Origin of the sequence: Aurantiacibacter zhengii, assembly GCF_003584125.1 — a bacterium.
GTDB lineage: Bacteria > Pseudomonadota > Alphaproteobacteria > Sphingomonadales > Sphingomonadaceae > Alteraurantiacibacter > Alteraurantiacibacter zhengii.
The window spans coordinates 454,636-466,864 of record NZ_QXFL01000004.1 but is presented as its reverse complement, the minus strand read 5'-3'; the positions used below and the strand labels follow the sequence as shown (position 1 = coordinate 466,864).

15 protein-coding genes and 1 tRNA gene are annotated in these 12,229 nt (G+C 64.4%); 10 read left to right on the top strand and 6 right to left on the bottom strand.

Annotation, left to right across the window (positions count from 1 at the left end; genetic code table 11):
* Nucleotides 1-5: 5 nt before the first annotated feature.
* Nucleotides 6-230 (bottom strand): DUF2171 domain-containing protein, encoded by a 225-nt coding sequence (locus D2V07_RS11655; protein WP_119587140.1) that lies wholly within the window; start codon nt 228-230, stop codon nt 6-8.
* 148 nt (nt 231-378) lie between these two features.
* Between D2V07_RS11655 and D2V07_RS11650 the strand changes: the two genes are divergently transcribed.
* The 3 genes from D2V07_RS11650 to D2V07_RS11640 all read left to right on the top strand — a co-directional run bounded on the left by D2V07_RS11650 (nt 379) and on the right by D2V07_RS11640 (nt 2,677).
* Nucleotides 379-1,116, top strand: coding sequence for an energy transducer TonB (locus tag D2V07_RS11650; protein ID WP_119587139.1), 738 nt, complete (start codon nt 379-381; stop codon nt 1,114-1,116).
* 66 nt (nt 1,117-1,182) lie between these two features.
* The gene (locus tag D2V07_RS11645) at nt 1,183-2,211 is read left to right on the top strand and encodes a mannose-1-phosphate guanylyltransferase (protein ID WP_119587138.1); all 1,029 of its coding nucleotides are present in this window, start codon (nt 1,183-1,185) and stop codon (nt 2,209-2,211) included.
* 13 nt (nt 2,212-2,224) lie between these two features.
* A complete protein-coding gene (locus tag D2V07_RS11640; RefSeq protein WP_233548370.1) occupies nt 2,225-2,677 on the top strand; it encodes a DUF2721 domain-containing protein in 453 nt (150 codons plus the stop codon).
* Nucleotides 2,678-2,699: 22 nt separating this feature from the next.
* Here D2V07_RS11640 and D2V07_RS11635 read toward each other — a convergent pair whose 3' ends face one another.
* The 3 genes from D2V07_RS11635 to D2V07_RS11625 are packed head-to-tail and all read right to left on the bottom strand — an operon-like array spanning nt 2,700 to nt 4,991.
* Nucleotides 2,700-3,008 carry a polyhydroxyalkanoic acid system family protein gene (locus tag D2V07_RS11635; protein ID WP_119587137.1) on the bottom strand — a complete coding sequence of 103 codons (309 nt, stop codon included), beginning with the start codon at nt 3,006-3,008 and terminating at the stop codon, nt 2,700-2,702.
* The gene (locus D2V07_RS11630; RefSeq protein WP_119587136.1) at nt 3,008-3,775 is read right to left on the bottom strand and encodes a hypothetical protein; all 768 of its coding nucleotides are present in this window, start codon (nt 3,773-3,775) and stop codon (nt 3,008-3,010) included. Before D2V07_RS11630 ends, D2V07_RS11635 begins: the two co-directional genes overlap by 1 nt.
* Before the next feature lie 7 nt (nt 3,776-3,782).
* Complete coding sequence (locus D2V07_RS11625) at nt 3,783-4,991, bottom strand: toxic anion resistance protein (RefSeq protein WP_119587135.1); 1,209 nt, start codon at nt 4,989-4,991, stop codon at nt 3,783-3,785.
* Between the two features lie 110 nt (nt 4,992-5,101).
* Between D2V07_RS11625 and D2V07_RS11620 the strand changes: the two genes are divergently transcribed.
* Nucleotides 5,102-6,691: a TIGR00341 family protein gene (locus tag D2V07_RS11620; protein ID WP_119587134.1), complete on the top strand. Its 1,590-nt coding sequence runs from the start codon at nt 5,102-5,104 to the stop codon at nt 6,689-6,691.
* A complete protein-coding gene (locus tag D2V07_RS11615) occupies nt 6,691-7,086 on the top strand; it encodes an MAPEG family protein (protein ID WP_119587133.1) in 396 nt (131 codons plus the stop codon). The genes D2V07_RS11620 and D2V07_RS11615 overlap by 1 nt, the downstream gene beginning before the upstream one ends.
* A gap of 22 nt (nt 7,087-7,108) precedes the next feature.
* On the opposite strand, the gene D2V07_RS11610 is transcribed toward D2V07_RS11615, so the two are convergent.
* Complete coding sequence (locus tag D2V07_RS11610) at nt 7,109-8,854, bottom strand: fatty acyl-AMP ligase (RefSeq protein WP_119587132.1); 1,746 nt, start codon at nt 8,852-8,854, stop codon at nt 7,109-7,111.
* Nucleotides 8,855-8,983: 129 nt separating this feature from the next.
* Between D2V07_RS11610 and D2V07_RS11605 the strand changes: the two genes are divergently transcribed.
* The 4 genes from D2V07_RS11605 to D2V07_RS11590 all read left to right on the top strand — a co-directional run bounded on the left by D2V07_RS11605 (nt 8,984) and on the right by D2V07_RS11590 (nt 11,093).
* Nucleotides 8,984-9,577 carry a regulatory protein RecX gene (locus D2V07_RS11605; protein ID WP_119587131.1) on the top strand — a complete coding sequence of 198 codons (594 nt, stop codon included), beginning with the start codon at nt 8,984-8,986 and terminating at the stop codon, nt 9,575-9,577.
* On the top strand, nt 9,574-10,071 hold the full coding sequence (locus tag D2V07_RS11600) for a DUF192 domain-containing protein (RefSeq protein ID WP_119587130.1): 498 nt from the start codon (nt 9,574-9,576) through the stop codon (nt 10,069-10,071). Before D2V07_RS11605 ends, D2V07_RS11600 begins: the two co-directional genes overlap by 4 nt.
* 120 nt (nt 10,072-10,191) lie before the next feature.
* A complete protein-coding gene (locus D2V07_RS11595; protein ID WP_119587129.1) occupies nt 10,192-10,590 on the top strand; it encodes an NADH:ubiquinone oxidoreductase subunit NDUFA12 in 399 nt (132 codons plus the stop codon).
* Nucleotides 10,587-11,093, top strand: coding sequence for a DUF2155 domain-containing protein (locus tag D2V07_RS11590; protein WP_233548369.1), 507 nt, complete (start codon nt 10,587-10,589; stop codon nt 11,091-11,093). The genes D2V07_RS11595 and D2V07_RS11590 overlap by 4 nt, the downstream gene beginning before the upstream one ends.
* Here the strand turns inward: D2V07_RS11590 and aat are convergent.
* Nucleotides 11,024-11,752, bottom strand: a complete 729-nt coding sequence (gene aat / locus D2V07_RS11585; protein ID WP_119587209.1) for a leucyl/phenylalanyl-tRNA--protein transferase — start codon at nt 11,750-11,752, stop codon at nt 11,024-11,026. The two genes, D2V07_RS11590 and aat, sit on opposite strands and share 70 nt — an antisense overlap.
* Nucleotides 11,753-11,833: 81 nt before the next feature.
* Here aat and D2V07_RS11580 point away from each other — a divergent pair.
* A tRNA-Trp gene (locus D2V07_RS11580) sits at nt 11,834-11,909 on the top strand.
* Nucleotides 11,910-12,229 lie beyond the last annotated feature (320 nt).

The window sequence follows — 12,229 nt, the reverse complement described above, 5'->3', positions numbered from 1 at the left end:
GTCGCTTAGGAGGCGAGGCCGACGGGGATGGTGGCGTCCTGTTTCAGATAGACGCGGTTGTCGTCGATGCGGTCGACGGAATCGATTGGCATGTAGTGGTGCATGTCATCGCTGCTGTCGGAGCGGGTCAGCTTGATCTTGTCATCATCGACTTCATCGACAGTTCCAACGTGCTGGCCGCCGAAATCGGTGACTTCCATGTGTTCCTTGATGCGGAGCTTCTCAAACATGAGATTTCCTTTCTTTTTATTTGCTTACACTCCAACAACGGATGGTTCAGGCGCTCCGTTCCTCACCTCGTCGTGTCGTCACCTCGCTTCGCGGTAGGGCTGGCCAAAGCGGAGTTCATTGGTAATTGTGCCGGCGAAAGGAGAGCGCATGGCCACCGGCCGATACGTTGAAAAAGGCAAGCGGCTGAACTGGAAGCTGATCGTGCTGATCGTGGTTCTGCACGTTGCCGCGCTTTATGGTCTGGCGCGCGCCCTTGCGCCCGAATTCACCGCGCGCGTTATCGAACAGGCGACATCGCTGGTGACGGTCACCGTATCCACTTACGAGGAAGAGCCACCCGAAACCGAGCCGAGCATTTCGCCTCCCCAGCCTGACGAAGGTGCAGCGGCGGAAGCAGGAGAGGAGGCCGTGGCGCGCGAGGTCGTCGCACCGCCGCAGCCGCTTCCCCGCCCAAGCCCGGCACCGCGAGCCAGTTCCACCGGCACCGAAAATGCCTCCGGCGCGACCGACAGCGGCGATGGGACCGGGGCAGGCGGCAGCGGGGACGGCACGGGCAGCGGACGCAGCGGCTCCGGACAGGGCGGCGCGGTCGCGGTCGGCCCCTCGGTACGGTCGGGCGAACTGAACGAAGCGCGTGATTTCCCCGTGCCCGAAGGGGGCCGTGCGGCACGCTTCGGCAAGTCTGTCACCGTGCATTTCACCGTGACCACCGATGGCCGGGCGCAGGGTTGCACCGTTGCCAGCACGCAGGTGGATGCTGCCACCACGGCGCGTGTCTGCCCTCTCGTAACCGAGCGCATCCGCTTCAACCCAGCCACCGCGCGCGATGGCACGCCGGTTGAGGCGCGATATGGCTATCGGGTCGACTTTCGCGCGCGGCAATAGCCCGGATCGCAAACCGGATGTAACAAGGCGCTTGCATAGGCAGTCCCGATGAAAGAGGAATGCTGCATGAGCGAAATACACCCGGTAATCCTGTGCGGAGGCAGCGGCACGCGCCTGTGGCCGCGTAGCCGCAAGACCATGCCGAAGCCGTTCCTTCCGCTGGTAGGGGACGAAACGCTGTTCGAAGCGACGCTGGCACGCGCGGCCGATCCCGCGCTGTTCGCCCCGCCGACGGTCGTCACGGGCAGCGCGCACCTGCCCCATGTCACGGCGCAGTTGCCCGGCGAAGCCTCCATTATCGTGGAGCCGGAAGCGAAGAATACCGCTGCGGCTATTGCACTGGCTGCAGCGCGGCTGCCCGGCGATGCCCTGATGCTGGTTTGCCCCAGCGACCATTACATCGCGGACGTGCCCGCCTTTCATGCCGCCGTGCAGGCGGGCGCATCGCTGGCGCGGGCGGATTACATGGTGGCCTTCGGGATCACCCCCACGGCGCCGGAAACCGGTTTCGGCTACATCCGCCAGGGTGAAGCGCTGGAAGGCGGCTTTACCGTCGCGGAGTTCGTCGAAAAGCCCGATCTGGAGCGCGCGATGCAGTTCCTCGCCTCGGGCGACTACAGCTGGAACGGGGGCATCTTCACCTTCCGGGCAGGCGCTTTCATGGACGAGCTGGCGCAGCACCGCCCGAACCTGGCAAATTCGGTTTTGCGTTCGGTGAGCGAAGGGAAGGCCGAGGGCGCGCAGTTCCATCCCGATCCTGCCGCTTTTGCAGGGATCGAATCCGAATCGGTCGACTACGCCGTGATGGAGGAGACCGCCCGTGCGGCGATGGTGCCGGTTGCCATGGGCTGGTCCGACATCGGCAACTGGCATGCCCTGCGCGATGCACGCAAGGGCGACGGCAACGGCAACCGCGCGCATGGCCCTGTCGAACTGGTCGATTGCCGCAACGTGCTGGCCGAGAGCAACGGCGCGCGCATCAGCGCCATCGGCCTCAGCGACATCGCCATCGTGGTGGATGGCGACGAAGTCCTCGTCACCACCATGGAAGGGGCGCAGAAGGTGGGCAAGCTGACGGGCGCTGCAAACCAGTGACGGGGGCGGGCCGATGATGGAAGGCATGATCGCGCAGACCATCCAGCTGGCGCTGGCGCCGGTGTTCGTGCTGGTGGCGATCGGCAACATCATCGGCACCCTTACCCAGCGGCTTGGCCGCGTGGTGGATCGCAGCCGTCAGGTCCAGCGCCTGCACGGAGAGACCGAAGGCATGGAGCACGACGTGATCGTGCGCGAGATACGCTCTCTCGATCATCGCATTGCCCTGATCGGCAGCGCGCTGCTGCGGCTGGTGCTGGCGGGGATATCCATCGGCATAACCGTGGTGCTGCTGTTCGTGGCGGAATTCGCGCACGTGGGGCTGAACCGGGTCGCGGCGGCGACATTCATCGTCGCCATCGGCCTGCTGATGTGGGCGCTGCTGACTTTCCTGCAGGAAACGCGCGAAGCGGCGCGGGCGCTGCGCATCCCGGAACAGTTCCTGGAAAAGGACCGCCAGTTGTAACCGGCCTGTCCGGCAGGCGGCCTCAGTCTTTCGGGGCTTCCAGCATCTTGTGACCCTGATCGCGGATCGCGGCATCAATCATCGGCTGCAGGAAACCCAGGGCGGGCGGCAGCACCATGTGGAAGATGACCTTGCTGTCTTCTATGTCGACGTGGCCTGACAGCATCTGGCCCATCGCATTGATCGACATGGTCATCCGGTCCTCGCTCGGCCAGTTGGTCTGCACATCGGCCATACCGCCGGGAATGTTGTCACCGATCCTGTGGCTGTTTGCACGCAGGCGGCGACGCACTTCCTCGCGGCCGAGGGTGTGGGGAATTTCAACGTCCATCAATTGTCCTTCGGTGGCGGAGGAAGCGATGCATCCTCACCGCCGTACTTGTAATCGAGATAGCGGTTCTTGATCGCCAGGTCGTCCAGCGATCCTTCGGCCAGTTGCCGGGTGACGTGGTCGATTTCCTTGCTGATCTTGCCGAGGCTGTCGACCAGCTGCTTGTCCGGCGTCGATCCGGCCCGTTCCTCGCGGCGCAGGTGATCGGGAATCTTGCGGTAGCTGTCGATAGTCTCGGGCAGATATTCGCCCACCAGCTTGCGCGTTTCCTGCGCCGCAGGGTGGGCGGGGTCGACATGCTCCAGCTGCTTGCCAAGCGCATCCAGCTGCATACCCAGATCGTCCACCAGCGTGACGGCGGGCGCGGGAAGGGCGGGGCGCTGGCTTTCCAGCCACAGCTCGGTGCGCTGCACCAGCCGCTTGGCATCCTGCGTGCGCGAAAGGTCTGCGCGGTTGGGCACCTTTACCTTCGGGTAGTTGGCGAAGATGAAGGCAGCAGCCACGATGGCGAAGAACGCGACCATGACGCCCGCAAAGCCGATGCCGTTCAGGATCATGCCCGCGACGCTCGCCGCGATGAGCACGGCCAGCACGGCGGCACCGAAATAGCCTGCCCGCTTCAGCATGTTCTTCAGCTTCACCTGCTTCGAACCGCGCCCGATGGAGCGGCCCGAAGCGCGGTGGAAGCCGCCTTCGTAGCGATTCACCTGCAGGCTTTTCTTTGCCGACGAGATGATCGCATCGGATTCGCGGGTGGAATCGACCATGTGTGGCTCAGCCTTCCAGACTCAGGAGGCCGCTGTCGTTCACCTGCTTGGCCGCCTGTGCCTGCCCTTCGGCACGGGCGATGTAGCCCTTGGACTTCTCCACCTCGGTCGAGAGAGTGTTCACGGTCTGCTTCATGGAATCGAGCGCGCGCAACTTGAAGCTGTCGACCTCGTCCATGGTGTCGTAGATATTCTGGAAGGCGCGTTGCAGCGTTTCCATGGGGATAGTGCTGCTGGCCGCCTGCTCGTGGATCTTGGCCGTGTTGTCGCGCAGCATCTGGCCGGTCGAATCGATGATACCCGCGGTCGTTTCGTTCAGCGCGGTGATCTGGCCCAGCACCAGTTTCTGGTTGGTCATGGCCTGCGCCACGGTAACCGCGGTGCGCAGTGCGCCCACGGTGGTGGTGCTGGCGCGGTCCACGCCCTTCACCAGTTCCACGTTGTTCTTCTTGACGAGGTCCAGCGCGAGGTAGCCCTGCACCGAAACCGCCATCTGGGTCAGCAGGTCCTGCGTGCGCTGGCGCACGTAGAACAGCGCGGTTTCGCGGATGGCCTTGGCCTTTTCCGGATCGCTGGAATCGAGTTCGGCGGCCTTTTCCTCCAGCTCCGCATCCAGCGTCTTGGCGATGTGGATCATCTGCTCGAGGTTGCCCATGGCTTCCCACAGCTTCTGCCGCTCCACGTCGATGGCGGCATTGTCCATCAGCAGCTCGTCCTTCCCACTGGAAAGGCGGGCGAGGATCGCCTGGATATGGCCCTGGGCAGAGGTGTAGCTGTCGAAATAGTTCTTCAGCTTGTTGCCGAACGGGATGATGCCGAACAGCTTGCGCCCGGTCATCTTACCCTTGCGACCGGGATCGAGGTCTTCCACCGTGCGGCGCAGTTCGGCAAGGTCGGTGCCCACGCCGCTGTCGGCGTCCATTGCGCGAACCGGGCGATCAAGGAAGCGGTTGGACATGCTGCTGGCAGCCATGATTTCCTTGCGGCCCATGTTGGTGATCTGGTCCACCTTCTTGCCGAAATCGGGCGAGTTGGCATCCAGCGCGACCAGTTCGTTGACGAAGCCGTCCACCTTTTCCTGCAGCGCGGACTTCTTCTCCTCGCTCACCGGCACCAGCCCCGCTGCCGTGGCGGGCTTGACTTCCGGCACCGGGTCGGGCGGCGTCAGCTCGAACGCGGTTGCCGTTGCGGTTTTGGTCGTATTCTCGGTGGCCATTCGCCTTCAATTCCCTCTTTGCCCGTGCCGGCGTTCACCTACTGTATTAGGCATGCAAGACACGCGTTTCAAGTTTTGCCGATGGCGAGTTTCCGCGATAATGGTGCGTAATGCAATCAGAACCCACTTCGGCCGATACGGCCACCCGGTCGCCTGGGGCCGGAACCGCACCGGCCAGCCGGACTACCGGATTTCGCGAGGTTCTCAGCAGTTTCCGTGACTGGTGGGGGCACGAGGTTACCGGCACGGTAGACCAGGTCGCGGTGATCGAGAAGCGCCGCGCCGAATGCCAGCTTTCCGCGCGTTACCTGCTGATGGTGTCGATGTCGGCGGGTATCGCCATCCTCGGCCTGCTGCTGTCGTCGCCTGCCGTCGTCATCGGGGCCATGCTGCTTTCCCCGCTGATGGACCCGATCATGGGCGTGGGTTTCGCGCTCGCTACCGGCGATTTCAAGTGGCTGCGCCAGTCGGGCAAGTCGCTGGCCGTGGGCACGCTGTTCGCCATCGTGTTCTGCGCGCTGATCGTGATGCTGTCGCCGCTGCAAACCGTCACCACAGAGATCGCCGCGCGCACGCGGCCCAACCTGTTCGACCTTGCCGTGGCTTTCTTCTCCGCCGTTGCGGGCGCCTATGCCATGATCCGCGGGCGAGAGGGCACGATCGTCGGCGTGGCCATTGCCACGGCCTTGATGCCGCCACTGGCCGTGGTGGGCTTTGGCCTGGCGACCATGAACCTGACCGTGTTCTGGGGCAGCCTGTTCCTGTTCGTTACCAACCTTACCGCCATCGCGCTGACGGCAACGGCGATGGCGCGCGTCTACGGCTTCTCCACCAGCCTTTCGGAAAAGCAGACGCAGTGGCAGGCCATCCTGATCTTCACCGCCTTCGTCGCGCTGGCGATCCCGCTGTTCCTGTCGCTGCGGCAGATCGTGTGGGAAACGCAGGCTACCCGGCAGGCGAGCAACATTGTGGAGGAAGTTTTCGGCGGGCGTGCCACGGTTTCGCAGATGGAGCCGAGTTTCGATGTGGAGCCTATGCAGGTTTCCGCAACGGTCTTCACGCCCGAGATTTTCGCCGATGCGGAAGGCCGCGCCGAAGACCTGCTTTCGCGCCGTCTGGGCCGCCCGGTCGATGTCACGCTCACCCAGCTGCGCGTCGGCACCGGGGCGCAGGCGGCAGAGGAAGCACAACTGGCGCAAGCCCGCGCGCAGGAACGCGCCGCGCGTGAACAGGCGGACGATATCGCCGACCGCCTCGCTCTGCTGGCAGGCGTGCCCAAGGACGAGGTGACGGTGGACCGCGACCGCCGCCGCGCGCTCGTGACTGCGCGCCCGCTGGATGGTGCGACGCTGGCTGCCTACGCCGAACTCGAACGCAGGATCGACGCGCTGGAGCCGGAATGGGACATCCGCCTCACCCCGCCACTGCGTCCGCTTTCGCAAGCGACGTTCGAATTGGTGGAAGGCGAGGAGGGGGAGCCTGACAGCTATGCACTCACTCCGCAGGGCAGCCAGGCGGTGGCGCTGGCAGCCTGGGCGCAGAGCCGCGTGGGCGTTCCCATCGCCATCACCGGTCCGGCAGAAGCCGTTGCCGCCGTGCGCAATGCCTTCTCGCACCACAACGTTGCCGTCACCGTGCAGGAGCGCGGGAACGGTTACGGTCCGGTAACGCTTGAGTGGGCAACGCGAGGGAGCGACTGATGACCGCAGAATTGACCGTACTGGCGCTATCCAGCGTCCTGCTTCTCGTCCACGTGTTCGCCGCCACCCATTACAAGACCAAGCAATATGGCCTCGAATGGAACATGGGCGCGCGCGACGAGGATACAGAGCCGCTGAACGACATCGCAGGCCGACTGGACCGGGCGCGCGGCAATTTCCTCGAGACGCTGCCCCTGGCGATCATCGCGCTGGGCGGTGTGGTGGTGGCGGGCAAGGCCAGCGACCTTACCGCGATTGCCGCCTGGGTGTGGCTGGCCGCACGGCTGATCTACCTGCCACTGTACTGGGCGGGCATTCCCAAGATCCGCACTTACGTGTGGGCCGCAGGGCTTCTGGCGCTGCTGTTCGTGCTGGGCGTGCTGCTGATCGGTTGAGCCGACCTTACGCCGCCCAGCCCTAGGCCGCTAGGTCTATCGGCTCGATCTCGCCCGAGAGGTACAGCCGCTTTGCCTTCGCGCGGCTTAGCTTGCCCGAGCTGGTGCGCGGCAGGGTGCGCGGTGGCACCAGTTCCACGACGCAGTTCATACCGGTGACAGAGCGCACTTTGTCGGCGATCTGGTCGCGCAGTTTCACGCGTTCTTCCGGGTCGGACACGCGGCAATGCACGAGCACGGCTGGCGCTTCCTCGCCGTTCTCGGTCTCTATCGAGAAGGCGGCGATGTCGCCGTGGTTGAAGCCTGCCAGCTGCTCCACCGCCCATTCGATATCCTGCGGCCAGTGGTTCTTGCCGTTGATGATGATCATGTCCTTGGCGCGGCCGACAATGAACAGATAGCCATCGCCCATGTAGCCCATGTCGCCTGTATCCAGCCACGATCCCTTGCCATCCTCGGCGGGGATGAGGCATTCCTCGGTCGCTTCCTCGTTACGGAAGTAGGAGTGCATCACGCTGGGGCCACGGCACCAGACCTTGCCGATCTGGTGATCGCCCTTCACATCGCCGTTTTCGCCGCGGATCTCGACTTCCATGTCCTGCAGCGGCTTGCCGCAGTTCACGATGGCGCGGTAGCGGGCGGGGCGCGACAGGTCGCGGCGGCTGCCGGACAGGCGCTCTTCCTCCACCAGTTCCACGCGGATGCCCTCGCTTGGCGGCATCACGGTGACGGCCAGCGTCGCCTCTGCCAGGCCATAGCTGGGCGTAAAGGCACTGGCCTTGAAGCCGGCATCGGCGAAGGCATTCACGAAATTCTGCATCACGTCGGGCCGGATCATGTCGGCTCCGTTGCCGGCGGTGCGCCAGCGCGACAGGTCGAACCGGTCGGCCACGTTGGTCTGGCTGGACACGCGCCGCGCGCAGATATCGTAGCCGAAAGTGGGCGAATAGCTGAGCGTCGCGCCCTTGTTGCGGCTGATGAGGTCGAGCCAGGCCAGCGGGCGGCGGGCGAAGTGCTCGGTCTTCAGGTAGTCGACGGAAACCTGGTTGGCGATCAGCGACAGGAAGCAGCCGACGAGGCCCATGTCGTGATACCACGGCAGCCAGCTCACCACCCGGTCGTTATAGCCGATGTCCATCGAATCGGCATGGCCGAACAGGTTGTGCAGTAACGCCTTGTGCGTCACGGCGACGCCGGTGGGGAAACGGGTGGAGCCGCTGGAATACTGCAAGTAGCAGATATCGTCCGGCTGCGCTTCGGGCAGGTCTACGGTTGGTGCTTCGCTGTCCTTGAAAGTGGCCCAGTCCACGCCCTTGCAACCTTGACGCTCCGCAGCGGCGGAAGCCATTTCGGCGATTTCCGGCGGGTAGAGCAGGATCTTCGGATCGGAGCTTTGCAGCTGCACTGCCAGCTGGTCGATATAGCTTTCCTTGCCGCCGAAGGTGGTGGGCAGGGGCAGCGGCACGGGCCACGCACCGGCATAGACGCAGGCGCAGAACAGCGCGGCAAATTCCGGCCCGGTCTCAGCCACCAGCGCGACGCGGTCATCCTTGCCGATGCCCATCGCAGCCAGCCGGTAAGCGTCGGCCAGTGCATCCTCGCGCATCTGCGCATAGGGATAGACACGGTCGAGCGTGCCGCGCATGTCATGGAAATTCATGCCCTTTTCGCTGCGTGCGGCGTAGTCGATGGCTTCGTTGAAGGTAGCGAAATCCGATCGACGGCGCGGTAGCGGGCAGTCGTTGGGCGTAGGTGTAAGGTCGGTCATATGTGCTGTGGGTTACCCCTTATCGCGCGCGCTTGTGGCGCCTCCCGAATAGCATTCGCGGCGCCGATTTTTTATCGGCACCGCGTCAATCTTTCCCATTTGACAGGAAGTGTGGCACGAATAAGGCCAATGGACGGCAATTCACAAGACTATAAACGCGAGCCGCGGCGAAAAAGGCCGCTCGATGCGACCAGTATCGAGGAAATGGCGCTGGCCTATGTCGCCCGTTTCGCCACCAGCGCTGCCAAGCTGGAACGCTACCTCAAGCGCAAGCTGCGCGAGCGGGGGTGGGCGGGCGAGGACGATGGCGCGGAAGGGCCGGACATCGCCGCGATGGTCGCACGCTATGTCGAGAAGGGCTACGTCGACGACGCGGTCTATGCCCGTGCCAAGGCGAACGACCTGTTGCGCAGAGGTTACGGCGAACGGCGGGTGAAGCAGGCGCTCGGCCAGGCCGGGATCGGCGAGGCGGTGGCGGACGATGTCGCCCCCGCCGAACACACGGCGCGCACCGCCGCATTGCATCTTGCGCGCAAGCGCGGCTTCGGTCCATTCGGGGCCGAACCGCTGGCCCGCGAAAAGCGCGAGAAACAGATTGCGGCAATGCTTCGGGCAGGCCACACGTTCGACCACGTGCTGGCCGTGCTGGATGCCGAGTCCGCACGAGCCGCAGAGCAATGGGCAGAGGAAGCCCGCGAGGAGACCGGAACTTGGGGACCATGAAATCAACCCGCAAATGGCTGGCGATGGTCTCGCTGGCGATCGCCGGCACCGTTGCGGCGTGTTCGCCGCAGGCCGCGGAGCAGGTGCCAGAGCCGACCAGCGCGGCACCATCGACCCACGCCGAATCGGGGCTGGAGGTGATTCCCGTCACCGTTACCACCGACAGCGGCGCGCACGTGTTCATGTCCGAAGTGGCCGACACGCGGGAGGCGCAGGCACGCGGCCTGATGTTCCGCACCGAAATGGGCGCTGACGAGGGGATGATCTTTCCCTACGAACCGGCCCAGCAGCTTGGGTTCTGGATGCGCAATACCGTGCTGCCGCTGGATATCATCTTCATCGGCCCCGACAATCTCATCCTGAATATTGCCGAGGGCGTGCCCTACAACGAGAGCAGCGTCTATTCTGATGGGCCCGCCATCGGCGTGCTCGAACTGAACCAGGGCCGTGCCGAGGAACTGGGTATCGGGCCGGGCGACATGGTGGAATGGTGAGCCAGCCTGGCTGACCCTGTCTCGCGGTAGCCGGTGACCGGCCATCGCTTGTATCCCCGTAGTGGTCGCACCGGCGCAAACCTGTTGGCGTTTTGCGCGGGACTCGCTAATGGCCCAGCCATGAGCTTCCTTGGCAAGATTTTCACCTGGTGGAACGGTGCCACCATCGGCACCTCGCTATGGTCGGCGCGTAACGGCGAGCATGTGGGCACCGACGCGCAGGGCAACGAGTACTACCGTTCCAAGAACGTCAAGCAGGGCCAGCGCGAACGCCGCTGGGTGATCTACAACGGCTCCAACGATGCCAGCCGCGTGCCCAGCGAATGGCACGGCTGGCTGCACGGCTCCTATGACGAACTGCCCGAGAGCCACTTGCCCGCGCCGAAGATCTGGGAAGTGGACTACACGCCCAACGCCACCGGCTCCGCAAACCGCTACCTGCCCGCTGGCGCGCTTGAGCGTGGCGGAAAGCGCGCCCGGGCAACCGGCGACTACGAAGCCTGGACGCCCGACGCGTGAGGTTCGTGGCGCTTGCCGTGGCGGCGCTGGTGCTGGCGGGATGCGATAACGCCGCACCCGAGCCCGAAACCGAGGCCACCGAGGTGCCCGAGGAACTGGTAAGCGATCCGCTGCCGGACCTGGGCGATATCGAGGTGATCGGCACGCCCATGGAAGAGCGCGTGGCAACCCTTGGCCTTATCAACAAGCGGAACAACCTGTCGCGCGATGTCGAACTGAGCCCCGGCGAATCGACCCGCGTCGATGACGTGGTGATCCGGCTGGCCGCCTGCGAACGCACTGCGCCGTGGGAAAGCCCCGCCGAAACCGGTGCCTTCGTGCAGGTTTTCGTCAACGACGTGCGCAATCCCGACGAAGACCCGGAATTCACGCGCGTGTTTTCCGGCTGGCTGTTCAAGAACTCGCCCAGCCTGAACGTGGTGGAACACCCGATCTACGATGTCTGGGTGAAGGACTGCGCGATGAGCTTCCCCGGCGAGGAAGAAGAAGCCGAAGCCTCCTGAAGCAGCAGGCCGTGCGCCTGCGGCAGGCTGCACCGCGGCTGCTTGTCACAGGCTGCAGCCAGCATGTCCTGATACTGGTCGCGGCTGATCTCCACAGCGCCCATCGATGCGAGATGGCCGGTCATGAACTGGCAGTCGAGCAGCACGAAGCCTGCCCGTTTCAGCAGCGCCACCAGCCAGGCAAGCGCCACCTTGCTGGCATTGTCCGTCCGGCTGAACATCGATTCCCCGCAGAACACCCGTTCGAACGCCACACCGTAGAGGCCGCCCACAAGGGTGTCTTCCAGCCAGCACTCGACCGAGTGCGCATGGCCGTGACGGTGCAGGTTGCGGTAACTGGCGGCGATGGTGTGGCTGATCCATGTGCCGCTCTCTCCGCCCGCTTCGGGATCGGGGCCCGACTCCCTCCTGGGCTGGGCGCAGGCGTCCATGACAGCGCCGAAATCGCCATCCACGGTAACGCGAAACCGGCCCTGCTTCAGCACCTTGGCGAGCGAGCGCGAACAGTGGAAACCGTCCAGCGGCAGGATCGCCCGGCGGCGTGGCTCCACCCAGAAAACTTCCTCGTCATCGCGCGAATCGGCCATGGGGAAGACCCCGCTGCGATAGGCCAGCAGCAGCACATCGGGGGGAATCAGCTTGTGAACCGGAGAATGCATTGTGTCCGCCATAGCAAATCGAACGCATCAGGTCGCTTGCGTTCCCAACGCCTTCGCTATAGAGGCGCGGACCGAACCTGCAGGGGTGTAGCTCAGCTGGTAGAGCATCGGTCTCCAAAACCGAGGGCCACGGGTTCGAATCCTGTCACCCCTGCCATTTCGTTGGTGATCGCGCCTCCGCGCGATCATCCTCGGTGCCATTCCCTCCACTCGGCTGACGCCTTCGTTTCGGGGCACCTGCGGGCTGCGCGTTCGCGCGCTGTCGGTCGCTAGGCGCGACCGAAACTTTCTCAGCATCCAATAATCGGTGAAACGGTTCGCGACTAGCGGACCGCAAGGCTAAACGGCCTCCCGCAGCGGGCGCAGCTTGCTGCGCATGTAGCGAGGACGAACATATCCGTAGAACCTTGGCACCTTATCCATCCATCGCGCCGAACCGGTTGCGCGGGAACCGCTGCACGACATGGAAGGTTATCT

Coding starts and splice junctions, on each gene's coding strand:
- D2V07_RS11645 (WP_119587138.1), top strand. CDS start 1,183: ATGAGCGAAATACACCCGGTAATCCTGTGCGGAGGCAGCGGCACGCGC.
- D2V07_RS11605 (WP_119587131.1), top strand. CDS start 8,984: ATGGACGGCAATTCACAAGACTATAAACGCGAGCCGCGGCGAAAAAGG.
- D2V07_RS11655 (WP_119587140.1), bottom strand. CDS start 230: ATGTTTGAGAAGCTCCGCATCAAGGAACACATGGAAGTCACCGATTTC.
- D2V07_RS11630 (WP_119587136.1), bottom strand. CDS start 3,775: ATGGTCGATTCCACCCGCGAATCCGATGCGATCATCTCGTCGGCAAAG.
- D2V07_RS11600 (WP_119587130.1), top strand. CDS start 9,574: ATGAAATCAACCCGCAAATGGCTGGCGATGGTCTCGCTGGCGATCGCC.
- D2V07_RS11595 (WP_119587129.1), top strand. CDS start 10,192: ATGAGCTTCCTTGGCAAGATTTTCACCTGGTGGAACGGTGCCACCATC.
- D2V07_RS11640 (WP_233548370.1), top strand. CDS start 2,225: ATGATGGAAGGCATGATCGCGCAGACCATCCAGCTGGCGCTGGCGCCG.
- D2V07_RS11620 (WP_119587134.1), top strand. CDS start 5,102: ATGCAATCAGAACCCACTTCGGCCGATACGGCCACCCGGTCGCCTGGG.
- D2V07_RS11635 (WP_119587137.1), bottom strand. CDS start 3,008: ATGGACGTTGAAATTCCCCACACCCTCGGCCGCGAGGAAGTGCGTCGC.
- D2V07_RS11625 (WP_119587135.1), bottom strand. CDS start 4,991: ATGGCCACCGAGAATACGACCAAAACCGCAACGGCAACCGCGTTCGAG.
- D2V07_RS11650 (WP_119587139.1), top strand. CDS start 379: ATGGCCACCGGCCGATACGTTGAAAAAGGCAAGCGGCTGAACTGGAAG.
- aat (WP_119587209.1), bottom strand. CDS start 11,752: ATGCATTCTCCGGTTCACAAGCTGATTCCCCCCGATGTGCTGCTGCTG.
- D2V07_RS11615 (WP_119587133.1), top strand. CDS start 6,691: ATGACCGCAGAATTGACCGTACTGGCGCTATCCAGCGTCCTGCTTCTC.
- D2V07_RS11610 (WP_119587132.1), bottom strand. CDS start 8,854: ATGACCGACCTTACACCTACGCCCAACGACTGCCCGCTACCGCGCCGT.